Origin of the sequence: Nocardia macrotermitis (genome assembly GCF_009604405.1) — a bacterium.
Classification (GTDB): domain Bacteria; phylum Actinomycetota; class Actinomycetes; order Mycobacteriales; family Mycobacteriaceae; genus Nocardia; species Nocardia macrotermitis.
In genome coordinates, this window is the sequence record NZ_WEGK01000001.1 from 689011 (window position 1) to 715939 (window position 26929).

Genomic DNA, 26929 nt, shown 5'->3' on the forward strand with positions numbered 1-26929 from the left:
GCTCACAGTGATGCGGCCGCCCGGTCGCTGTCGGCCAGCAACTCTGCCAGCACCCTGCCGATCCGGGCACTGGGTTCCGGGCGATCCATGTCGTCGTGGACGCTGTCGATCACGTATTCGGTGATCGCACCGTGGATCACCCGCGACCACGGTTCGGCGTAGGACTCGCTCGCCGGTGTGCCGTCGGGAGCCAGGCCCGCCCGGAATACCACCGCGTCGCCGCGGTAGACCGGTGAGCGGTAGTCCAGCACCATGTGCCGGTTGTTGCGCATGACCGCCAGGACGACGTCCGCGATCCGACGGTATTCGGCCGAGTCGGCCATCTCGCCGTAGCGGGCGCCGGCCCAGGCGCGCATCGCCGCACTCAACTCCTGTTCCGAGGGCTCGGCACCGGCGGCCGCGGTGTCACCGGTGGCGGGCAGACCGTCGATGACGGCCAGGATCGCGACCTCGTGCCCGCGGCGTTGCAGTTCGGCGGCGATGGCCTGGGCGGCGGTGCCGCCGAACGACCAGCCCGTGATCCGGTACGGCCCCTCTGGTTGCGTCCGCACGATCTGATCGGCGTAGTCCTCGACCAGTTCGCTCATCGACGTCGCGATGGGTACGGCACCGTCCAATCCGCGCGCCTGGATGCCGTAGACCGGACGATCGCCGACGTGTTCGGCCAGCGACCGATACGACCAGCCCAGACCGCCGCCGGGATGGACGCACCACAGCGGCGCGCCCGAACCACCGGTGCGGATCGGCAGGATCGGTGCGAACGGATTCCCCTCGCCCTCCTCGTGCGGATCCGACAGGCGCGCGGCCAGACCCGCGACCGTGGGCGATTCGAAGACGGTGCGGATCGGCACCTCGACGCCGAGTTCATCACGGATGCGGCCGACCAGTCGTGTCGCCAGCAGCGAGTGCCCGCCCAGATCGAAGAAGCTGTCGTCGATACCGACTGTCCCGGTGCCGAGCACCTCCGCGTACAGCTCGGTGAGCCGCCGCTCGGCGTCGGTGCGCGGCGCGCGGTAGACCCCGCCCGCGAATTCCGGATCCGGCAGCGCCCGCCGGTCCACCTTGCCGTTCACCGTCAGCGGCAGTTCGTCCAGCAGCACGATCGCCGAGGGCACCATGAACTCCGGAAGACGTTGGGCGACAAAGGAACGCAGTTCCGCCGCGCGGCCACTGGCACCCGGGTCGTTGGCGTATCGGGACAACCGGCCGCTCGGTTCGGCGGGCAGGTAGAGGTCCGTGATCGCGCCCGGCGTCGCGGTAAGGAACACCACGTCCATCCGGCCGGGCCGGGCCGAAAGCGTCACCGCGACACGGTATCCCAGCTCCGCGCCGAGTTCGTGGAAGTCCTCCGGCCATATCCCGGCCTCGATCGACACCGCATCCAGGACCGCGGCGATCGACGCGCGATCCGTGGCGTCGCGCAGCGCCAGCACGATGGCGTGATCGGGCCGGATGCCCGCGTGCGGCACACCGCTCACCCGCAGGTCACCGTCCGATTCGAGCAGCCGAGCCCGCACGGCTTCCGTCCGGCCCAGTTCCTCCCAGGGCACGACGCGTACCCCGGCGACGGATGCCACCGCACCCGGCTCGTTCCGAGCCCCGCCACATGCATCGGATTCGGCCGGAAGTTTGTGCAGCACAACCTCATAGCGATACCGGCTCAGCTCGTTGTCGAACCGGCCCCGCTTGAGCTGGATGTCCACGCCACCGACCTCGGCGATCCGATCGGCCACCCCGGTGAAGAACTCCGGCGCGAGCAGCAGTTCCTGATCCGAGCCGATTTCGCGCCGAATACGGTCGCGCACAACGGAAACCGTCGGATCGCCGGTCAGCTTCGCCAGTTCCACACCGGTGGCGAATTCGGTGAGCAACGCGTGGTTGCGCACATCGCCGATGAACAGCGAACCGCCCGGCGCGAGCAGCCGCACCGCCTTCTCGATGACGTCCAGCAGATAACCGGCGTTCGGGAAGTACTGCACGACCGAGTTGAGCACGATCGTGTCGAACCGCCCCTCGGGCAGCCCGTCGACCACATCGGCCGGCTGCACCCGCAACTGCACCCGGCGCACCCAGTCCGCGCCGGACGCCCGCAGCCGACCCGCCAGCAGGTCGATCGAGGTCGCGGAAAAGTCTGTCGCCCAATACTCTTCGCACTCCGGCGCGAGCCGGGACAGCAGCAGACCGGATCCCGTGCCGATCTCCAGCACCCGCGCGGGCCGCAACGCCCGGATCCGTTCGACCGTGGCGTCCTGCCAGCGGCGCATCTGCTCCAGATCGATCGGCTCTCCGGTGTAGCTGGAGTTCCAGCCGGAGAAGTCCGCGCCGAGTTCGGCCGAACCGCCCTGGCGGGTGTAGAGCTCCTCGCCGGAGGTCAGATCGTCGTAGATCCGCCGCCACTGGCCCACCAACTCGTCCTCACGGGTGTGCTCGCGGCGCATCGTGACGTCCGGATCCACCACCACGTATCCGACCAGCTGTTTCGCCCCGCCCGCGTCGGTCCGCGCGAGCACGGTGGCCCGTGCGACCGCCGGATGCGTGGCCAGCGCCGATTCCACCTCACCGGGTTCGATCCGGAATCCGCGCACCTTGACCTGCTGATCGGCGCGTCCGGCGTAGACCAGGGCGCCGTCGCGGGTCCAGCGGACCAGGTCCCCGGAGCGGTACATCCGGTCGCCGGGCGCGCCGAACGGATCGGCGACGAAGCGTTCGGCGGTGAGACCGGCCCGCTCGCGGTAGCCGCGGGCCAGATGCGGGCCGCTGATGTACAGCTCGCCGACGACGCCCACCGGCACCGGCCGCAGTCCGGGGTCGAGCACCCGCACCCGGACGTTCTCCAGCGGCATGCCGATCGGGATCGTCCCGCCGGTATCGGCATCGAGTACGAATCTCGTTGCGAACGTGGTGGTTTCGGTCGGCCCGTAGACGTTCACGAACCGCACTCCGCCACACGCGGCGTGCGCCCTGGCGACCGCCTCGGGCGAGACCTCCTCGCCGCCGAACCACACTTCGTCGACATCCAGCAGTGCCTCGGGCGCGGTGTCCACGAGCACCTGGAACATCGCGGTGGTCAGGAACATGCCCGTGATCCCGTTGTCGGCGATGGTGGTGGCCAGCCGCGCGATGTCCTGCCCGTCCGGTGCGACGACGACCTCGCCGCCGCCCAGCAGCGGCACCCACATCTCGTAGGTGGACGCGTCGAACGCGGTCGAGGAGTGCAGCAGCACCCGCCGATGCGCACCGCCGCGCCAGTTGTGGTCCACGGCCAGCGTCGCCACATCGCGATGGGTGGTCATGATGCCCTTGGGGCGGCCGGTCGATCCGGAGGTGTACATCACGTACGCCAGTTGATCGGGGTGCAGCGACCGGTCGACCGGGGTGTCGGGGACCTCGGCAGGATCGGGTAGATCGAGGTTGATCCGCGTGATCTTGTTGTCCGGCAACAACTCCGAGGTCGTCGTGTCGACCAGGATCACTTGCGGCGCGGCATCGGTGAGCAGATATCCGGTGCGGTCGCTCGGGTAATCGGGGTCGATGGGCAGGTAGGCCGCGCCCGCTTTGGATACCGCCAGCTCGGCCACGATCAATGCGGTGGAACGTGGAAGTGCCACCGCGACAATCGATTCCGTCTCGACACCGGCGGCGAGTAGCACGTGTGCCAGCCGATCGGCCCGGATGTTCAGCTCGCGGTAGGTCAGCCGACCGTCGGGTGCGTTGACCGCTGTGGCGTCCGGTGTTCGCTCGACCTGCCGGGCGAACAGTTGCGGCAGGGTGAGCGCGGGAACGGGTGCGGCGGTGTCGTTCCAGGTGTGCAGCACCAACTCTCGTTCCCGGGCGTCGATCAGCTCGTACCGGTCGATCGGCCGCCGGGGATCGGCGGCGATGAGCTCGACCAGCCGGGCGAACCGGCGGGCGATGGCGCCCACGGTCGCACGGTCGTACAGATCGGTCGCGTATTCGATCGAGCCGACGATGGCACGCGCACCGTCGTCGTCGGTCCCCTCGTTCAGCTCGAAGAACAGATCGAATTTCGCCGTGCCGGTCGGCGCGGGCAGCGGGGTCAGCCGCAGTCCGGGGAACTCGATATCGGGCGCGGTGTTGTTCTGCCAGGCGAAGGACACCTGGAAGATCGGGTGATAAGCGGTGGAGCGGTTCGGGTTGAGCAGTTCCACCAGGCGTTCGAACGGCGCGTCCTGATTCTCGTACGCGTCCAGGGCGTAACCGCGGACCTGGTCGAGCACGTCGGCGAAACGCGGCGTGCCCGCGACGTCGACCCGTAACGCCCAGGTGTTGACGAAGAAGCCCACCAGATCGGACAGCGCCTCATCGGTGCGTCCGGCGATCGGATTGCCGATCGCGATGTCCTCCCTCGCGCCGAGGCGGTGCAGCAGTACCGCGAGCGCGGCTTGCAGAACCATCGACACCGTCGCATTGTGTTCGCGCGCCAGCGTATTCACCGCATCGTAGGTGCTCGCGCCGATCCGCACGGGTACCCGGTCACCGTGATAACTCGCCACCGCCGGACGCGGCCGATCCGTCGGCAGCGCAATGCATTCCGGCACCTCGGCCAGTCGCTGCCGCCAGTAATCGAACTGGGTGGACAGCACGCTGTCGGGATCGGTCTCCACGCCGAGTGTGTGGCGCTGCCACAGCGTGTAGTCCGCGTACTGCACCGGCAGCGGCGTCCAGCCCGGAGCGTTGCCGTCGCGGCGGGCGGCGTAGGCGGTGGCGATATCGCGCACCAGCGGCGCGGAGGACCAGCCGTCACCGGCGATGTGATGCACCACCATGACCAGCACGTGCTCATCCGGGGCGCACCGGAACAGTTCGGCGCGCACGGGGATCTCCCGCGACAGGTCGAACCGGTAGCCGGCGCTCTCGGCGACGATCGCGGGCAGGTCCGATGCGACCACATCCGAAATCGGCAGCGGCAGTTCGAGTTCGCCCATCGGCAGGATGCGCTGATACGCCTCGCCGTTGTCCGAGCCGAAGACGGTCCGCAGGCTCTCGTGACGACCGACCAGGTCCGCGAACGCCGCCCGCATCGCGTCGGGATCCAGCGCACCGCTGATCCGGACCGCCATCGGCATGTTGTAGGTCGCCGACGGACCCTCGAAACGGTGGATGAACCAGAGCCGGGATTGCGCGTAGGACAACGGGATTCGCTCCGGCCGGGCCTGCGCGACCAGCGGCGCCCGCACCGCGTCGGCGGCCGCCACCACCGGCGCGAGTTCGGCGACGGTCGGATGGGCGAAGATCTGCCGGATCTCGACGTCGACCCCGAGTTCGGTGCGCATCCGGCTCAGCAGCTTGGTCGCCAGCAGCGAATGACCGCCGAGATCGAAGAAACTGTTGTGAATACCGACGCATTCGACGCCCAGCACCTCACCGAACAGGTCGGCCAGCGCCGTTTCGCCCGGGGCTCGGGGCGCGACGTAGGTGGTGCGTTCGAGGACCGGTGCGGGCAGCGCCCGGCGGTCCAGCTTCCCCAGGCGCGTCATCGGCACCTCGTCGATCACCGTCACCGCGGCGGGCACCATGAACGCGGGCAGGCGTGCGGCGAGCGCGCGCCGCACCGCGACGGGATCGATCTCGCGGCCGGGCCGCGCCAGCACATACGACACCACCGCCTCGGTCCCGTCCGGGCCGGCCCAGCTGGTGGTGACCGCGAACTCGACCTCGTCGTGTTCGGCGAGCATCGCGTCGATCTCACCGGTTTCGATCCGGAAACCACGGACCTTGACCTGGAAGTCGATGCGGCCCAGGTATTCCAGCTCACCCGCACCGTCCCAGCGGGCGAAATCGCCGGTCCGATACATCCGCCGACCGGGTGCGAACGGGTCGGCGACGAATCGCTCGGCGGTCAGATCCGGTCGCCGGTGGTAGCCGCGGGCGGCCTGCGGGCCGGACAGGTACAGCTCACCGGCCACTCCGATCGGCACCGGGCGCAGGGTCTCGTCCAGGACGTAGGCCGCGGTGTTCCACACCGGCGAGCCGATCGGGACGACGTTCCCGCAGTCCCGCTCCAACGCCGAGGCGGTCGCGTGGACGGCGAATTCGGTGGGGCCGTACAGGTTTCGCACGGGTGCGCCCGGCAGCACCGTGCGCAGGCGGTCCGCGGTCCGCGCGGTCAGCTGCTCGCCCGCCGCGAGGACGGCCCGCAGCGATCCGCACTGCCCCGCCGGGACGTGGGCGGCGAACACGTCGAGCATGGACGGGACGAATGACATCAGCGTCACCGCATGCCGATCGACCATCTGAACCAGGTAGTCCGGATCGCGATGCCCGCCGGGCTCGGCCACGACCACCCGCGCACCGGTGATCAACGGGCACAACAGTTCCCACACCGAGACGTCGAAGGACAGCGGTGTCTTGAGCAGTACCGTGTCCACGGGCGAGAGGTCGAACCGGTCGGCCAGCCACAGCACCTGGTTCACCAGGGCCGCGTGGGTCACGGTGACGCCCTTGGGTGTTCCGGTCGATCCGGAGGTGTAGATCACGTCGGCGATGTTGTGCGGACGCAGCGGTGCGTTGCGGTCGGCGTCGACGATCCGCGATGCCGGGTATTCGTCCGATCCGAAATCGTTGGGATCCAGCGTATTCCAGCCCTCGGGCAGCTCGAATCCGGCCGGGCTCAGTACACAGATCGGCTGTCCGGCGGTGAGCATCCGTTCGATCCGGTCGAGTGGATAGTCCGGATCGATCGGCAGGTAGCCGCCGCCCGCCTCGAGTACCGCCAGCACGGAGACGACCATCTCGATCGAGCGGGGCACCGCGACCGCGACGAGCGTCTCGGGGCCGACACCCAGACCGATCAGCTTGCGCGCCAAGCGATTCACACGTTCCGCCAGAGCGGCATAGTTGAGTTCCCGGGTGCCGTCGGTGAGTGCGATCGCCGCCGGGGTCCGCTCCACCTGGGCGTCGAACAGCGATGCCAGGGTCGCGTCCGGGTCGACGGGATGCGCTGTGTCGTTGAATCTTTCGAGCAGTACCGCGCGTTCGGTCTCGTCCAGGATGGTGACGTCGGCGGTGCGCATGGCCGGATCGGCCACGATCATCTCCAGCACCTGGATCAGGCGCTGCCGGAAGATGCGAATCTCGTTGGCGTCGAACAGCTCCGGCAGATATTGCAGGCGGCCGCGCAACCGGTCACCGGCGTCGACGACCAGGGACAGCGGATAGTGCGGCGAGTCGTTGGAGGACATGGCGCTCACCGACAGTCCGTCGATGGCGTCCGCGTGGGCGAGCAGGCCGTCGCGGTCGACCGGATACGACTCGAAGACCGTCAGCGTGTCGAACAGTCCGGAGACGCCGACCGCCTGCTCGATATCGGTCAGGCCGACCTGGTGATGGTCGAGCAGTCCGGCCTGCTCGGCCTGCACGCGCGTCAGGGTGGCGGCCACGGATTCGTGGTCTCCCAATCGAATTCGCACCGGAATGGTGTTGATGAACAACCCGACCATGTTCTCCACATCCGGCACCTGCGGCGGCCGGCCGGACACCGTCGCGCCGAACACCACATCGCCGCGACCGGTCATGCGCGCCAGGACGATTCCCCAGGCCAGCTGGATGACGGTGTTCACGGTGACCGCGTTCTCGGCGGCCAGGCCGGACAACCGGCGGGTGGCGGTCTCGTCGAGTTCGAAGGCGATTTCCTCGGCGCGAGTGTGCAATTCGCGCGGTACCCCACCGGCGAGCAGGGTCGGTCCGACATCCGCCAGTGCGTCGCGCCATGCCTCGAGTGAACGGGCCCGGTCCACATCGGCCAGCCACGCCAGGTACGAGCGGTAGTCCGGCGCGCGGTCGAGCGCGGAATCGCCTGCGGCGTAGGCGATCAGCAGATCGCGCATGAGCAGTGGCATGGACCAGCCGTCGGCCAGCACGTGGTGGTACGACACCGCGAGGGTGTACCGCTCGGCGGCGGTGCGCACGAGCAGGAAGCGGATCAGCGGTGGGGTGCGCAGGTCGAAGGAGGTCTCCTGATCGTCGGCCAGTATCCGCCGAATCTCATCGGAATCGGCTGCGCGCAGGTCGATTTCGCGCCAGGGCACGTCCAGTCCGTCGACGATCACCTGAACCGCCGAACCCGATTCGGTGGTGGTGAATGCGGCACGCAGGTTCGGGTACCGGTCCAGCACGGTCTGCGCGGCGGCGTGCAGACGCCGGGTGTCCGGGATGCCGGTCAATTCCACCAGCAGCTGCACCGTGTACACATCGACCGAGGTCCGGGCCATCAGGGCGTGGAAGACCAGTCCCTGTTGCAGGGGTGCGAGCGGCCACACATCGGCGACGGTCCGGTATGTCGATTCCAGTTCGGCGATCTCGGTCGTGGATACGGGCACCAGATCCAGATCCGACGGGGTAAGGCCGCCCGCGCCCGGTGTTTCGGCATGCGCGGTGAGTGCCGTCAGGGACGCGGTCCACAGCTCGGCCAGTTCCGCGACGTCGTCGTGGTCCAGCAGCGTGTCGGGGTAGCCGAAGGACACCCGCAGCCGGTCGCCGGTCACGATCGCGTTGATGTCCAGCACCGCGGCGGCGGCGAGATCGCCTTCGGAGGTGGCCTGGATCTGCTCGTCGTCCGGGAGCCAGCCCAATTCTGCTGCGCCGTCAGGGATTTCGCCCGTCGTCGCGCGGCCCAGGTAGTTGAAGCTGACTTGAGCGGGTTGCACCGGCAGACCGGCATCGTCGCGGAGCAGGCCGTAGCCGATGCCGTTGTCCGGCACCGCCCGCAGGTGTTCCTTGACCCGTTTCACCAGCGCGCCCAGGGCCGGGCCGCCCGCCGCCGCGTTCGCGACATCCAGTCCGGTCAGGTCGATTCGCACCGGGAACATCGTGGTGAACCAGCCGACGGTGCGTGCGAGGTCGGCACCGGGTGCGGCCTGCTCCTCGCGGCCGTGGCCCTCCAGACGGACGAGGACGGAATCCGCTGTCACACCGCGCCGACGCCGCCATTCGGTCAGCGCCAGAGCGAGGGCGGTCAGCAGACCGTCGTTCGGGTTGCCGTGGAACAGCGCGGGCACCCGGGTCAGGACCGTCTCGGTGATCTCGGGGGACGATTCCACGTGGACCGTGCGCACCCGGGCCTCGACATCGACGGCAGAATCCATTGTGCGCGAACCGATCTGCGGGTCGGGGCCGTCCAGGATCGCGTGCCACAGCGGCAGTTCCGCGGCACGGTCCACCTCGGCCAGCGCGGCGGCCCAGCGGCGCATCGAGGTGCCGACCTCGGGCAACGCCACCGGTTCGCCCGCTGCCACCTGCGCCCAGGCGGCCATGAGATCCGGGATCAGGATGCGCCAGGACACACCGTCCATCACCAAGTGGTGCGCCACGATGACCAGCCGGTCCGCATGCGCCACCTCTACGCCAGCGTCCTCGGCGTCCGGCGCTGCCACGCCTCGCACGCCCGAATCCGAGCGTACGAGTACGAAGCGCAGGACCACACCCGCAATCGGATCGAGTTGCCGCACAGCATCATCCACCGCTCGGCGCACGCTGGCCGGATCGTCGGTGGTGACGTGCACGAGCCCCGCGACATCCACGCCGCCGGGCACACCGACCACGAGGCGCGGCCCGTCCGCGTCCTCGGCCAGCCGCGCCCGCAGCATGTCGTGGTGGTCGATCACCGCCCGGAGCGTGGCGATCACACCGGACTCATCGATGCCGTGCGGCAGCCGCAGCGTCATCGACTGATACGAGCGGCCGATATCGCCGCCACGCTCGAGCAGCCACCGCGCGATCGGCAGCAGCGGCATCTCTCCCACTCCGCCGCCGTCGAATTCGGCCAGCACCGGGCCGGATCGCGTCTCGTTCACCTCGGCGGCGGCCGCCAGCGCGGCCACGGTCCGCAGTTCGAACACCTGACGCGGAGTGAAGCTCACCCCCTGCGCCTTGGCCCGCGACACCAATTGGATCGACATGATGCTGTCGCCGCCGAGCCCGAAGAAGCTGTCGGACAACCCGACTCGATCGACGCCCAGTACCTGCGCGAACAATACGGCGATCACCGTCTCGGCGTGGGTGCGCGGGGCGCGATAGGCCGCGACCTGAAATACCGGTTCCGGCAATGCTTTTCGATCCATCTTGCCGACCGCAGTGAGCGGGATCTCGTCGAGCACCATGATCGCCGCGGGCATCATGAACTCCGGCAGTCTGCCCGAGACGAACTCGCGCAGCTCCGCCGTGTCCACGGTATTTCCCTGGGCGGCAACGATATAGGAGACCAACCGCTGATCGCCCGACGAGCTCTCGTGCGGAATCGTCGCCGCGAACCCGACGCCCGCATGGGCCGTCAACGCCGCGTCGATCTCCCCGAGTTCGATCCGGAATCCCCGGACCTTCACCTGGAAGTCGCTGCGTCCCAGGTATTCCAGCTCACCCGAGCGCCGCAACCGGACCACATCGCCCGTGCGGTACATCCGATCCCCCGGCGCGCCGTGCGGATCGGCGACGAAACGGGATGCGGTCAACCCCGCCCGGCCCAGATATCCGCGCGAGAGCTGGCCGCCGGAGACGTACAGCTCACCGGCGACGCCGATCGGCACCGGATGCAGCCGATCGTCCAGCACCCGCACCGACAGGCCGGGCAGCGCGCGGCCGATCATGCTGCCGGAATTCGAATTCGCCAGTGCCGCATCGATTTCGCGCAGTGTCACGTGCACGGTCGTCTCGGTGATGCCGTACATGTTGATCAGTCGCGGACCACGATCACCGTGCCGCTCGTACCACTGCCGCAGCGCGCCCAACTGCAGTGCCTCACCGCCGAATACGACGTAGCGCAAGGTATCCGACGCGCTGCCACCGACCGCTTCGTCCGCGGCGGCGAACTGGTAGAAGGCCGACGGGGTCTGGCTCAGCACGGTGACCCGTTCGTCGCGGACCAGTTCGGCGAACGTCTCCGGCGAGCGCGAGGTGTAGTAGTCGACCATGACCAGCCGGCCGCCGAATGCCAAGGGGCCCCACAACTCCCACACCGAGAAGTCGAAGGCGTAGCTGTGGAACATCGTCCACACATCGTGTTCGCCGAATCCGAAGCGGGACTGAGCATTCGCCATCAGCCGCACCACATTGCGGTGGGCCACGCAGACGCCCTTCGGCATCCCGGTGGATCCGGAGGTGTAGATGACGTAGGCGGCGTTGTCCGGACGCAGCGGCGCGAGCCGGTCGGCGTCGGTGATCGGACGGGCATCGCCGATGGGCGGATCGTACCGATCGATCTCGATGACCGGCATCCCCTCGGGCACCACGAATCCCCGCTTCGAGGTGGTGATCAGGCATATGGGCTCGGAGTCGTGCAGGGTGTGCGCGATCCGCTCGGCCGGATACGCCGGATCGACCGGCACGTACGCGCCGCCCGCGGTGAGGACGGCCAGTACCGAGACGATCAGATCCGCCGAACGCGGCAGTGCCACCGCGACCCGGGATTCCGGACCCACTCCGAGCTCGATCAGGCTGCGCGCCAAGCGATTCACCCGGGTGCCGAGAGTCGCGTAGGGCACCGACACGTCACCGTCGCGCACCGCGACGGCCTGTGGCGTCCGCCGGGCCGACAGCTCGAACAGGTCCACCAGCGTGAGCTCGGACGCGACCGGCACCGAGGGATCGGAGGAGCCCGCCAGCACCTCGGTCCGCTCGGAGGACGACAGCAGATCGATGTCCCCGACCCGCACTCCCGGATCCGCCGTGATCGCCGCCAGCGTCCGCACGAATCGCGCGGCCAGTTCGGCGACCGTCGACTCGTCGAAAAGATCGGCGGCGTAGGTGATCTCGGCAGGAACTCCCCGCTCGGCCGTGCCCTCGGTCGCGCCGAGGGTGAATTGCAGATCGAAGCGCGCGACGGTCTGATCCAGCCGCAACGGGGTCACGTCCAGGCCCGAGAGCGTCAGCTCGGCGTGCTCGAAGTTCTGGAATGCCAGTACCACCTGGAACAGCGGGTGCCGGGCCTGCGAGCGCTGCGGCTCGAGAATGTCCACGAGGCGTTCGAACGGCACGTCGGCATGGCCGAAGGCATCCAGATCGGTGGTGCGGACCCGGGCCAGCAGATCGGCGAACGACTCCCCGGATCGGACGGTTTCCCGCAGCACCAGGGTGTTGACGAACATGCCGACCAGCTGATCGAGCGCGGCGTCACCGCGACCGGCGACCGGGGTGCCGATCGCGATATCGTCGGCGGCGCTCACCCGCGCCAGCAGCACCGACAGCGCGGCGTGCACGACCATGAAGGGGGAACAGCCCTGTTCCCGGGCCAGGATGTGCAGCCGGTCCATGATCGCGCCATCGATGGTGAAGCGGTGGCAGCGGCCCTCGTGCGAGGCGACGGTCGGGCGCGGCCGATCGGTGGGCAGCGAGAGCTCCTCCGGGATACCGGCGAGCGTCCGGGTCCAGTACGAAATCTGTTGGGTGATCAGCGATTCCGAGTGCTCCTCGGCACCGAGGACGTCCCGCTGCCAGAGGCTGTAGTCGGCGTACTGCACCGGCAGCGGGGCCCATGAGGGGACCGCGCCCCGGGATCGGGCGGCGTACGCGGTCATCACATCACGCGTCAGCGGGGCCATGGACGCGCCGTCGGCGGCGATGTGATGGGCCACCCACACCAGCACGTGTTCCTCGGGGCCGCACTCGAGCAATGCGATCCGGACCGGCGGCTCGGCCACGACATCGAATCCGCGCGACGCGAAATCGGTTACCCAGCCGATGATCTCGGCATCCGAACCACTTGTCGCGACGATGTCGAGGGCGGTCTCACCGATATCGAGCACCTGCTGATATCCGGTGCCCGCCCCCTCGGGGTATCGCGTGCGCAGCACCTCGTGCCGCGCGAGCACATCACCCAGCGCGGCCCGCAGCGCGGCCACGTCCAGCGGTCCGGCCAGCCGCAGCGCGACCGGCACATTGTATGCGGCAGAAGACATGTCGTAGCGGTTCAGGATCCACATGCGCTGCTGGGCGAACGACAGCGGCACTCGATCCGGCCGCTCCCGCCGCGTCAGGGCGACCTGCCGGGCCGACGGGCCGTCGTCCACCCAGGCCGCCAGCGCGGTGACCGTGGGCGAATCGAACAGCACCCGGATCGGCAACTGCGTGGCCAAGGCGGCGTTGATCCGCGAGACGACGCGGGTCGCGATCAGGGAATTGCCGCCGAGCGCGAAGAAGTCGTCGTCCGCACCGACCCGGTCCAGACCCAGTACGGCCCCGAAGATTTCGGCTACCACCGCCTCGGTCGGTGTGGCGGGAGCACGGAATCGCCGCTGCCGCACCACCGGCACCGGCAGCGCGGCCCGGTCGAGCTTGCCCACCGAGGTCACCGGCACGGTATCGATGACGACGATATCGGCCGGAATCATGTACGCGGGCAAGCGATCCGCGACGAACGTGCGCAGTTCGGCGGTGCTCACAGCACGGCCGCTCGCGTACTCGGTCATGGTGGTGACCGGTGCGGCGGGCACGAAGACATCCGTGAGCGCGACATCGTCGGCGTGGGACATCAGGAACACCGCGTCCATCGTCCCGGCCTGCGCGGACCACGTGACCGCGACCCGTAGACCGTGCACGCGTCCGTACTCGTACAGATCCTCCGGCAGCAGCGCCTCGGGCTCGGAAGTCAGACCCGCATGCGGAATCCCTGTGATCCGGAGGCCGGATTCACCTTGCGCCGCAACATCTTCCAGCATCTTTTCGCGGCCGCGATAATCGATTCGCGGCAGATCGGCCACCGATCGCGTACCCACCGGCCCCGAACGCAACACGACCTCGTAGCGATACCGCAGCAGTTCGTTCACCGCCCGCCCGCGCTTGAGCCGGATATCCACCGCGTCGATCCCGTCGACCGAATCGGCCAGTGCGAGAAAGAATTCGGGTGCCAGCAGCAGTTCCGCGGTGTCGGCCACTTCCGTGGCCGGTTCCCCGTCGTCCGCCGCCGCGCGCACCCCGTGCGCGAAGTGATCGAGCAGTGCGAAATTGCGGATGTCGCCGAGATATATCGCACCACCGGGTGCCAGCAGACGCAGCGCGGCCCGCACGACCTCCACCAGATACTCCGCACTCGGGAAGTACTGCGCCACCGAATTCAGTACGACGGTGTCGAAATAGCCTTCGGGCAGACCATCGGTGACGTGCGCCGGTTGTGCGCGCAGCACGACCCGATCGGCCAATTCCGGACGGGCACGGCCCAATTCGGCGCGCAACTGCTCGATCACGACACCGGACAGATCCGTCCCCCAGTACTCACCGCATTCGGAAGCCAACTGGGACAACAGCAGTCCCGATCCGACGCCGAGTTCCAGAATTCGCCGCGGCCGCAGTCCACGGATGCCTTCGACCGTGGCCGAACGCCACTCCCGCATCTCCGGCAGTGGGATCGGACGTCCGGTGTAACTCGAGATCCACCCGCTGAAGTCCTCACCGAATCCGGGTTGCGCCGCATCCGAATCTGCTTCCTCCGCAACCGAATACACGTCGTCGTAGACACGCTGCCATTCGTCGACGAGTTCGTGCTCGCCCTCGATGTCGCGCCGCCGATACGTGCGATCCAACACCACGTACGCCACCAGACGCTGTTCGCCCCGGACGTCCTCGCGCACCATCGCGACGGCCCGGTCGACGCCCTCGTGTGCGGTGAGCGCGGCCTCCACCTCACCGGCCTCGATACGCAGACCACGCAACTTGACCTGGAAATCGCTGCGGCCCAGGTATTCCAGAGCGCCGGATTCGTTGCGGCGCACCAGGTCACCGGTCCGGTACATGCGCGCACCGGGCGGTCCGTAGGGGTCGGCGACGAAACGTTCGGCGGTCAGCTCGCCGCGGCCGTAGTAGCCGCGCGCGACCTGCGTACCCGACAGGTACAGCTGTCCTGGCACCCCGATCGGAACCGGACGCAGCCAGTCGTCGAGTACCTGGGCACAAGTGTTCCACACCGGGCGTCCGATCGGGACCAGATCACCGTGGGCGTGCGCCGGTGCGAACGTCGCGTGGACGGTGAATTCCGTCGGCCCGTAGAGATTGTGCACTTCGGCCGTGCTGACCTGTCGGATGGCAGCCACGGTGGCGGGCGGCAGCGCCTCACCGGCAACGAGCAGCGTGCGCAGCGAATCCAGCTGTCCGGCAGCAGCTTCCGTGGCGAAGGCGGCCAGCATCGAGGGGACGAAGGAGGTCATCGTGACCCGGTGGGCAGCGATCTGCCCGGCCAGATACGCCGGATCGTAATGCCCGTCCGGTGCGGCGATCACCACGCGACCACCCGTGCAGATCGCACCGAACAGTTCCCACACCGACACGTCGAAGGTCGCCGGGGTCTTCCACAGCACGCGATCCTGTTCACCCAGACCGTATTCGCCGGTGAGCCACAGCAATTGGTTGACCACCGCGCCGTGCGGCACCGCGACCCCCTTGGGGCGGCCGGTGGAGCCGGAGGTGAACAACACATACGCCAGGTTGGACGGTCGCAGCGGGGCGGTTCGATCCTGGTCGTGCAGCGGCGACATCCCGGACGCCACCGTGTCGACGGACCGCACCCGCCGCTTCCCCGCCGGACGGAACCGATCCTGCGGCCGGATCAGAACACACTGCACCGCAGCGGTTTCCAGGACGTAGTCGATGCGTTCGGCGGGCTGATCGATATCGACGGGCACATAGGCCGCACCGGTCTCCAGCACCGCGTAGAGCGCGATCAACATATCCACCGAACGTCGCATGGCCACGGCCACAAGCGATTCCGGACCGACCCCTTCGGAGGCCAGTTCGCGCGCCAACCCGTGGACGCGCCCGGCGAACTCCGCGTAGGTGAGCTGTTCGGTGTCGGACTGGACCGCGACGGCGTCCGGCGTACGCGCGGCCTGCTCATGGAACAGACTCACCACCGTGGCGGCCGGATCGATGGGTTTGCGGCTGCCCGCGGCCTGCGCGAGCAGATCCGCGCACTCGATCGGATCCGCTACCGGCAGGGCCACGACCGTGGTATCCAATTGCTCGGGCAGCAGTTCCAGAACCCGGATCAACTTGTCGCCGATATCGCGAACAGTGTTCTCGTCGAACAGATCTCGCATATACGTCGCGCGCACCCGCAACCGCTCGTGCAGCAGCGTGATCAGCGCGAGCGGGTAGTGCGTGGAGTCCGCGGCCTCCACACCCGCGATGCTCAGATCGTCGATCGCACCGGCCTGTGCGGCGATTCCCGCGCCGTCCACCGGATACGACTCGAGCACCACCAGGGTGTCGAAGAGTTCGCTCAACCCGGCGGCCGCCTGGATCTCGGCCAGTCCGAGATCGTGATGATCCAGCAGAGCGGCCTGCTCGGCCTGCACCCGGGCCAGCAGTTCGGCCACGGATTCGTTGGGGCGGAAGGTAATTCGCACTGGAATGGTGTTGACGAACAGCCCGACCATCGCCTCCACATCCGGCAGATGCGGCGGACGTCCGGACACCGTCGCACCCAGCACCACATCGGTGCGGCCGACCAGCCGGGTCAGCACGATGCCCCAGGCCACCTGGAGCAGGATGTTCACCGTGACGCCCAGTTCGGCGGCCAACGTGGTGAGCGCGCGGGTCGCGGACTCGTCGAGTTCGAACCACATCTCGTCGGACAGGCTGGCGAGTTGACGGGCGTTGTCCGAACCAGCGACCAGCGTCGGCTCGGACAGTCCGGACAGGGCACGGGACCAGGCCGCGATGGTCGCCGAACGATCCTGCCGCACATGCCATTCCAGGAAGTTGCGATAGGTCGGCGCGGGCGCGAGCCGCGCGAGATCACCCCGCACCGCGTACAGCGCCACCAGATCGCGCATGAGCAGCGGCATCGACCAGCCGTCCAACAGGATGTGGTGATTGGTCAGCACGACACAGAACCGGCCCGCGCCGAGCATGATCAACGACATCCGCAGCATCGGCGGATCGGCCGGATCGAACCGGGTCCCGCGATCCTCGGCCAGGATGCGTTGCAACTCGGGCTCCGGATCCGCATGGTCCGTGAGATCGACTTCCGCCCAGGGCAATTCGACGTCGTCCACGATGACCTGAACCGCGGTGCCGTCCTCACCGGCGACGAAGGCCGCGCGGAGATTCGGATAACGTTGCAGCAGTGCGGCGCCCGCGCGACGCCAGCGCGCCGCATCCGCCACACCCTCGATGCGCAGGGTCAGCTGCGCGGTGTAGACATCCATCGAGGTCTGCGCCAGCATCGTGTGGAACAGCAGCCCCTGCTGCAAAGTGGACAGCGGCCATACGTCCGACAACGTCGGATACCGGGCCTCCCAGCCATCGATATCGGCCTGGCGCGCGGCGACCAGCGCCAGATCCGAGGGCGTGAATCCGCCCGCATGCCCGCCGCTGACGTGGAAGGCCAGCGCGCCGGCGGCCTGCACCCACAGGTCGGCGAGTTCGGCGACCGCGGCCCGATCGAGCAGGGTCGGCGGGTAGGCGAAACTGGCCGTGAGCCGTCCGGCGGAGACCACGGCGTTGATGTCGACCGCCGCGGTGGCCGGTGCCGGATCGGTGGCCGGACGCAGATCGTCGAGTTCACCGACGGGTGTCCAGGGCGTACCGGGCGCGAGATCCGCCACACCGGCCCGGCCGAGGTAGTTGAAACTCACCTGTGCGGGAGCATCGGCGGGGAGCAGATCGGCGGTGTCCGGGTTGAGGTAACGCAGCAGACCGTAGCCGATTCCCTTGTCCGGCAACGCAAGCAGCTGTTCCTTCACCGCCTTGACCGCCGCACCGGCCGACGGGCCACCGGCAAGGGCGTCACCGATATCGATGCCGGTCAGATCGAGGCGGCCCGGAAACATGGTGGTGAACCAGCCGACGGTGCGCGAGAGGTCCGCGCCCGGGGCCACCTGTTCCTCGCGGCCGTGTCCCTCCAGCCGGATCAGTGTGCTCGGCTCGTCGATGCCGCGACGAGATCGCCACGCGGACAAGGCGATAGCCAGGGCGGCCAGCAGTCCGTCCGGCACGCCGGAGCGGAACAGTTCCGGCACCGTGGCGACCAGTCGCTCGGTCACCGCGGGCGAGAAGTCCACCCGGACGCGTTCGACCTCGCACGCATGGTCCAGCGCGGGATCGAACGCTCGCGCGCCGAGTGCGGGGTCCGGCCCTGCCAGAATCTCCTGCCACACAGGAAGTTCCGCGACACGCTCGGGCCTGCGAGCCTCCTCGGCGAGAGCATGCACCCATCGTCGCATCGAGGTACCGACGGCGGGCAGCGCACTGTCCGCACCGGTGCTCGCCGCCGACCAGGCCGCCATCAGATCGGGGACCAGGATTCGCCACGAGACGCCGTCCACCACGAGGTGATGCGCCACGACGAGCAGCCGCCCGGCACTACCGTCGTCGAACCAGACGCATTGCAGCACAACCCCTTCGGCGGGGTCGAGCCGATCCAGCGCGTGTTCCAGTTCCACCGACGCGATCTCACGGAATCGTTCCGCGGACAGCTCCGATGCCACCCGGACGCGATGCACGAGTCCGGGCGCCTCCGGCAGTACCGGATCGACCAGCAGACCCGGCCGACCGGACTCGAAAGTCGTTCGAGCGCGCAGCATGTCGTGCCGCGCCACGACCGCAGCCAACGTCTCGTCCAGCACCTCGGCGGTGATACCCACCGGCAGCGCCAGCATCAGCCACTGGGCGAACCGATCCGGATCACCGCCGCGCTCGAGCAGCCATCGGGCGATCGGCGGCAGTTCCAGCGCACCCACCCCGCCGCCGGGCAGTTCGGCCAGGACCGCGCGATCGGCGGAATCCGTTGTCGCGGCGGCGGCCAACGCTCCGACGGTGCGCAGTTCGAACACCTGGCGGGTGGTCAGCATCAGGCCGCGCTGTTTGGCGCGGGCCACCAACTGGATGGACATGATGCTGTCGCCGCCGAGCGCGAAGAAGCTGTCCTCGACGCCGACCTCGTCGACACCGAGCACCTCGGTGTACAGCGAGGCGAGGATGTGTTCGTGCTCCGATTGCGGCGCAAGGTATTCCACCTCGCGGGTGAAGACCGGTTCGGGCAGCGCCTGCCGGTCGAGCTTGCCCACCGGCGTCAACGGCAGCCGATCCAGGATCATGATCGCACTGGGCACCATGTGGTCGGCCAGGCTCTCGGCTAGCTGTGCCCGCACCGCGCTCGGATCGACCGTGATCCCCTGTGCCGGAACGACATAGGCGACCAGTCGCGTCACCCCGGTGTCGCCGGTGCAGGTCACGGTGACGGCCGCCTCGACACCGTCCACAGCGGTCAGCGCCGCATCGATCTCGCCGAGCTCGATCCGGAAGCCACGCACCTTCACCTGAAAATCGCTGCGGCCCAGGTACTCCAGACCGTCATCGCCACTCCAGCGGACCAGATCGCCGGTGCGGTACATCCGCTCACCCGGCAGCCCGTGGGGATCGGCGACGAAACGTTCCGCGGTCAACCCGGGCCGGTGCAGATAGCCGCGGGCGAGCTGGATTCCGGCGAGATACAGCTCACCGGTCACGCCTTCGGGGACGGGTCGCAGCCCATCGTCCAGCACCAACGCCGTGATACCGCGAACGGGGCCGCCGATGCGCACCGGCGCGTCCGCGGCGAACGGGGTGCTGACATTGGTCATGATCGTGGTCTCGGTCGGACCGTACCCATTGTGGAACGCCCGGCCCGGAGCCCAGCGGCCGACCAATCCCGGTGGGCACGCCTCACCTCCGGCGATCACCACCCGCAGCGCATCCAGGCCCGACGGATCGACCGAGGCCAGTACCGACGGGGTGAGGAAGGCATGGGTCACCCCTTGCCCGATGAGCAGTTCGCGCAGGTCCGCACCGCCGTAGACGGTGGTCGGCGCGATCACCATGGTCGCCGACGCCGCGACGGCCATCAGCAGCTCCAGCACCGATGCGTCGAAGCTCGGCGAGGCGAAAAGCAGTACGCGAGAATCGGATTCGACCGAGTAGCGCTCGTGTTGTTCCGCCGCGAAGTTCGCCAGACCCCGATGTTCGACGACCACCCCCTTGGGGCGGCCGGTCGAACCGGAGGTGTAGATCACGTAGGCCGGATGTCCGACGAGCAGCGGCCGGACCCGCTCACCGGTCTCGACCGACCCCGCCGACACCGTCTCCACCTCGGCGAGGACGGCCGGATCATCCAGCCGCAACCACTCGACGGTATCCGGAAGTTCCTGTGCCACAAGCGACAAGCCCATCGCGGCACCCGAGTCGGTCAGCATGAACTCGATCCGGTCGCGCGGATAGGCCGGATCGACCGGCACGAAGGCCGCGCCCGCGCGCGCCACCGCCCAGACCGCGACGATCGAGTCGATCGACCGCCGGATACCGATCGCGACCAGGTCCTCCGGGCCGATGTCACGGTGAATCAGCAAGCGCGCCAATCGGTTCGATCGCTCGGACAGCTCCCGATAGGTCAGCTCGACACCCTCGCAGACGATCGCGATGCCGTCGGGGTTCGCCGCGGCCGCGGCATCGAGGAGTTCGGGCAGTACCCGCGCCGGTTCGGCGGGGCCGCCGTGCCGGGACAGCAGATCGGCGCGTTCGGCGGGAGTGAGCACATCGACCTCGGCCAGCGCCGATGCGGTGGCGAGCCCGTCGAGTACGCGCAGTAGGCGATCGGAGATCTCGGCAATGTCGCCGGCGTCCAGCACATCCGGCCGGTATCCCATCCGGATACGCAGGCGCGCATCGAGATTCGCGACGACGGTGAGCGGATAGTGCGAGGCGTCGTGCACGTCGGCGGCGGTGACGGCCATACCGTCCAGATCGTTCGCGAAGCGAGCGAGCGCGTCGGTGTCCATCGGATAGGACTCGAAGACCACGAGGGTGTCGAACAGCGTGGGCATCGCGAGGGCCGACTGGATCTCGGTCAGCCCGACGTGATGATGGTCCAGCAGCGCGGCCTGCTCGTCCTGGACGCGCCGTAGCAGCGCGGCCACCGTCTCACCCGGCCGAACCCGCACCCGCACCGGCACGGTGTTGATGAACAGGCCGAGCATCTCCTCGACACCCGGCAGCTGCGGCGGCCGTCCGGAGACGGTCGCGCCGAACACCACGTCACCGCGCCCGGTCGAACGCGACAGCACGATCGCCCAGGCGGCCTGCAATACCGAGTTCACCGTCACGCCGAGCCGGGTGCTCAGCTCGACGAGCCGTGCGGTGCCCGGTTCGTCCAGTTCGATCAAGTGGTCGCGCGGCTGTTCACGCGGCGGCAGATCCGTCGCGCGCGGTACCAGCAGAGTCGGCTCGTCCACTCCCACCAGGGCTTGCTTCCAGGTCTCGACGGACGCCGAATGATCCTGTCGTGCAAGCCATTCCAAGAAGCCCCGGTAGGAACGAGCGGCCGACATCGCACCGCCGACGTACAGCTGCAACAGCTCACGCACCAGCAGCGGCATCGACCAGCCGTCCAACAGGATGTGGTGATTGGTCAGCAGCAGCCGCCACCGCTGGTCGTCGAGCCGGATCAGGGCGAAACGCAGCAGCGGCGCGACTGCGGTATCGAACGGCGTGGTGCGTTCGACCGCCGCGATGCGCTCGAATTCTGCCGCCGCGTCGTCTCCACGCACGTCGATTTCGCGCCACGGCAGGGTGATTCGATCGCAGACGATCTGCACGGGCGCATCGTGCGCGGTGGCGAAGGCGACCCGCAGATTCGGATGGCGATCCAGCAGCGCCTGGGCGGCCGCCCGCAGACGGGCCGCGGAGACCTGCCCTTCGAGGCTCAGCGTCAGCTGTGCGGCATAGGCATCGACCGCATCCTGCGCGAACGTGGCATGGAACAGCAGCCCTTCCTGAAGCGGCGAGAGCGGCCAGATATCGACCGGGCGGTACGGCGCCCAGCCGTCGATCTCGTGCTGCCGCACCGTGATCAGATCGAAGTCCGACGGGGTGTGCCCACCGGCGTCCGGCGTGGCGAGATGTTCGGACAGCGCGGTCAGCGCCCGAACCCAGAGCTGGGCCAGCTCGCGCACCTCGTCGGCGGACAAAATTCCGGTGGCGTAGGCGAACGACGCCTCCAGGGTTTCGCCTCCGGCGTCGTCGGTGACCATCGCGGTGATGTCGAGGACGCCGGAAACCGCCGCATTGTCGTTGTCGCCCGCGGGGTCGGTACCCAGTTCACGGGTCGGCAACCACTCGGATGATGTTGCCCCCCGGGTGATCTCACCGATCGACAGACGACCCAGATAGTTGAACGACAGTTGCGGCGCACCCGGACGCAGCCCCTCGACACCGGACATCCATTGCAGCAGACCATAACCCAGCCCTCTGTCCGGGATCAAGATCAGCTGCTCTTTCACCGCCTTGACCGCCGCGCCCATACCCGTCCCGCCGGACAGAGCGTCATCGAGGTCGATTCCGTACAGCCGCAAGCGAACCGGATACGCGGTGGTGAACCATCCCACCGTCCGCGACAGGTCGGCACCGGGCACGACCGTCTCCGCACGGCCGTGTCCCTCCAACTGGATCAGCGTCTCCGGAGCGGTCACACCACGACGCGCCCGCCATGCCGCTACCGCGACGGCCAGGGCAGCAAGCAGCCCATCGTCCACACCACCATGGAACGCGGCGGGCACACCCGCGACGAGCGCGGCGGTGACCTGCGGCGGCACCGCGACCCGGATCCGGTCCTGTGTCGCAACGGTATCCACGTCCGGATCGACCGCGCGCGTACCCAGCAGCGGGTCCGGCCCGTCGAGAATTCCACGCCAGTAGCCGGCCTCGGCGAGCCGCTCCGGCCGCACAGCCTCTTCGGCCAGCGCATGCGCCCACCGCCGCATCGACGTACCCACCGGCGGCAATACCGGCTCGCCACCGGACCGCACCTGCGCCCAGGCGGACATCAAGTCCGGCAACAGGATTCGCCAGGACACCCCGTCGATGACGAGATGGTGCGCCACGACGATCAGCCGACCGGACCGCTCGGATCCGTAGTCGAGCCAGACCAGTTGCAGAACCACTCCGGCACCGGGATCCAACCGTCCGGCCGCCGCCGACAGTTCCCGCGCGGCAATCATTTTCGTGTTGTCATCGGGACCCGACGTGATCCGGCGAATCAACGAATCGACATCGATCGCGCCCCGCTCGACGACCTCGACCTGGATGTCGCCGTCGACCTCGACCAGCCTCGACCGCAACATATCGTGGTGATCCAACACGGCGGCAACGGTTTTCACCAGATCGGCACGATCCAGCCCGATCGGCAACTCCAGCACCAGCGACTGCTGGAAGCTGTCGAATCGCCCACCGCGCGTGAGCATCCAACGCACGATCGGCGTCGTCGGCATGGTTCCCACACCACCACCGGGAAGTTCGGCGAGTGCGACCGCATCGTCCTCGGCCCGGCGCGACACGGCGGCCAGCGCGGCAACGGTACGGTGCCGGAACACCTCTCGCGCCGTGAGGACCACACCCCGGCTCTTGGCCCGCGCCACCAACTGCAGGGACATGATGCTGTCGCCGCCGAGAGCGAAGAAGCTGTCCTCGACCCCCACCCGCGCGACACCGAGAACCTCCGCGAACAACTCGGACAACACCCGCTCCTGCGGAGACGACACCGCACTCGAGGTGTCACGCCCGCCGAATTCGTACTCCGGCAGGGCCTTACGGTCCAACTTGCCCGTCGGCGAGAGCGGCAGCCGGTCCAGCACCACCACAGCGGCGGGCACCATGTACTCCGGAAGCCGTTGCGCCACAGCCGCGATCAACTCGGCGGTGTCCGGCCCCGACTCGGAAACCACATAGGACACCAGCAGATTCGCGCCCGCGGCATTGGACTGCTGCACCGTCACGGCCGCGGCCACGCCGTCCTGCGCCTCGAGCACGGAGTCGATCTCGCCGAGTTCGATCCGGAAGCCGCGGATCTTCACCTGAAAGTCACTGCGCCCCAGGTACTCCAGCTCCCCGCCCGATGTCCACCGCACCAGATCCCCGGTCCGATACAACCGCGTCCCGGGCGCACCGTACGGATCCGCGACGAAGCGCTGCGCGGTCAGGCCCGGCTGACCGAGATACCCGCGCGCCAGCTGCGGCCCCGAAACATACAACTCGCCCGCGACGCCGACCGGCATCGGCCGCAACCACGCGTCCAGCACGAGCACACCGGCCCCGCGAATCGCGCCGCCCATGGTGACCCCGGACGCGGGCCGCAGCGGCGCCGAGGAGGTCGTCCAGATGGTCGCCTCGGTCGGACCGTACAGATTGAACATCTCCCGCCCCGGCGCCCACCGGCGCACGAGATGATCCGGGCACGCCTCACCCGCGACCGCCACCACCCGCAGCTCCGTCAGCCCGTCGGGATCCATCGTGCCCAACACCGTCGGAGTCAGCACGATATGCGTGATCCGTTGCCGCCGAAGCAGTTCGGTCAGCTCCGCCCCACCGTAGGCATCCGGCGCGGACAACACCAGGGTGGCGCCGGCACCGAAGGCCAGCAGCAGCTCGAACACCGACGCGTCGAAACTCGGTGAGGCGGTGTGCAATACGCGCGAACGTTCGGTCGCCCCGAACCGCCGACGCTGCTCGTCGACCAGGTTCGACAATCCCCCGTGATCGATGGCGACGGCCTTCGGACGTCCCGTCGACCCCGAGGTGAAGATGACATAGGCCGGATGCTCCACGCGCAGTGGGCGATTCCGTTCGACATCGGTGATCACCGCATCGCTCCGCACGGCCAACTCGGCACCGGTCGCGGCATCGTCCAGGACGACCCATTCGACCGAATCCGGCAGGCGGCCAGCGAATTCGGCGAATGTCACCCCGCACCGCACCCGCGCCGCGGCCGTCATATAGGCGATCCGCTCGGCGGGATGATTCGGATCCACCGGGACGAAGGCGGCACCCGCCCGCGCCACCGCCCACACCGCGGTCACCGATTCGATCGATCGCGGCAACGCCACCGCGACCAGTGACTCCGGACCGATACCACTCGAAATCAGCAGGCGGGCAAGGCGATTGGCCCGGGCATCGAGTTCCCGGTAGGACAGCGAGATATCGCCCGCCCGCACCGCGGTCGCGTCCGGCGCGAGCGCCACGCTCCGATCCAGGATGGAGGTCAGCGTCGCCGTACTCTGCCCGCCGGGGCGGATGTCCAGGACGATCTCCCGCTCGTCACCGGACAGCAGATCGATATCGCGCAGCCGACTCGCCGGTTCGGCGGCCGCGAACCGGTCCAGATAGGACAGGAACCTGCGGTGATGGGTGTCCAGCTCGTCCTGGGTGTAGAGGTTCGGATTGCCGTGGAATTCGACCGACAGCGGCGCGTCCGCACCACTCTGCACCAGATTGACCTGCAAATCCTCGAGCACCCCGGACCGCAGGATGTGATAGGTGCCGGTCGAACCGCCCAGATTGGTGTCGGCCTCGAAGAAGACGATGTTCACGATCGGCCCGAAGGAGGAGGCGTGCACATCGGCTGCACCCGCCGAGGCCCGATCGCGCAGGATGTCCTCGTACCGATAACGCTGATGCCGCAGCGCGCCGGTCAACTCCCGATTCGCGGCCCCGACCACCTCGGCCACACTGGTGTGCGGATTCAATCGCAACCGGATGGGCAGCATATTGGCCAGCATTCCGGCGGAGTTCTTCAATTTCGCCGAGGTGCGCGCCATGACCGGCAGGCTCAGCGCGACATCCGTCGAATTCGTCATCCGCGCGAGGAAACTGCCCAGGGCCGCAACCACCAGCTGTGCCGCACTGGCGTCGTGCCGCTCGGCGGCGGCGCGCAATGTCGCGGTGATGCCCGCGGACAATTGCGCCTTCGCCACCACATCGTGCGCGGCGGGTTCGGCGGTGCGGCCCGCCAGGCTGATCGGATCGGGCATTCCGGCGGTGCGGTCGAGCCAGTATTCGCGGTCCCGGCCGAACCGGCTCGATTCCCGGTAGGCGACCTCGTCGGCATAGATCTCCGCGACCGTCGCGGACCGGGTCGGCGCGGGCGCACGGCCCTCGAGCAGCGCGTTGTAGCGTTCGGCGACCCGCGAGGACAGCGTCAGACCGCCGTATCCGTCCACCGCGATGTGGTGGAACCGCGAGTACCAGAAGTAGTGGGCGTCACCGAGGCGCAGCAATCGGCTCTCCCGCAGGGGATCCCGCTGCAGATCGATCGGGGCGCTGTAGTCCGCGCGCATCCACTCCCGCGCCGCCGCGACCGGATCCGGGCGGTCGCGCAGATCGATGACGGTCCCGTCGTACGGCAGCTCCGGATCGACGTACTGATACGGATCACCGTCGAACTCGACTATCCGAAGATATCCGGATTCCAGCTCCAGACCGGCCGCCTGCACCGCCTCGACGAAGGCCGCGGTATCCACTTTTCCGTGGATCTCCACATATTGCGCGATATTGATCGGCAATCCGTCGGACAACTTGTGCGCGAACCATATACCGTGTTGCGCGGCCGACAGCGGTACAATTTCCCCTCGAAGATCCGGTAGATCGGCCAACTTCGGATTCACCCGTGAACTCCTTGTTCGCCCCGGGCGCACCGCCGACTGATCCGCGATATTCCCCCGGAGATATTGGACATGCCAAAATATCGAATTGTCCGGCTGGCGGACATTCGAGAAATTACGGACAACAATCCCTAACGGGACTGCTCGGTCGGCGACACCCGCGCGGGCAGGTCCATCGCCACAGCCAGGCTCTTCGGCCGCATATCGGTCCAGTTCCGCTCGACGTACCCGAGGCACTCCTCGCGGTCGGCCGGGCCGAAAACCACATTCCAGCCCGCCGGAACATCGGCGAAATCCGGCCACAGTGAATGTTCGTCCTCGTCGTTCACGAGAACGAAGAACCTACCGTCCGGATTGTCGAAAGGATTTGTCATACCTTCGTGCCTCCCCGCAGAAGATCGTGTCAGACAGGACATAACTGTATACACGCACCACTTCGATGCAAATCCCCAGGAAGCCACGCCCCCGAAAGTGGGGGCGCTCGGGCACCATAATCCGGAAAACGCCGGAAGTCACGCACG

At 68.2% G+C, this 26929-nt stretch carries 2 protein-coding genes; both read right to left on the reverse strand.

The features are described from left to right. Positions 1-2: 2 nt before the first annotated feature. The gene (locus NRB20_RS03060) at positions 3-26645 is read right to left on the reverse strand and encodes a non-ribosomal peptide synthase/polyketide synthase (protein WP_319944378.1); all 26643 of its coding nucleotides are present in this window, start codon (positions 26643-26645) and stop codon (positions 3-5) included. After that, a complete protein-coding gene (locus NRB20_RS03065) occupies positions 26540-26782 on the reverse strand; it encodes an MbtH family protein (protein WP_153407585.1) in 243 nt (80 codons plus the stop codon). Before NRB20_RS03065 ends, NRB20_RS03060 begins: the two co-directional genes overlap by 106 nt. Positions 26783-26929 lie beyond the last annotated feature (147 nt).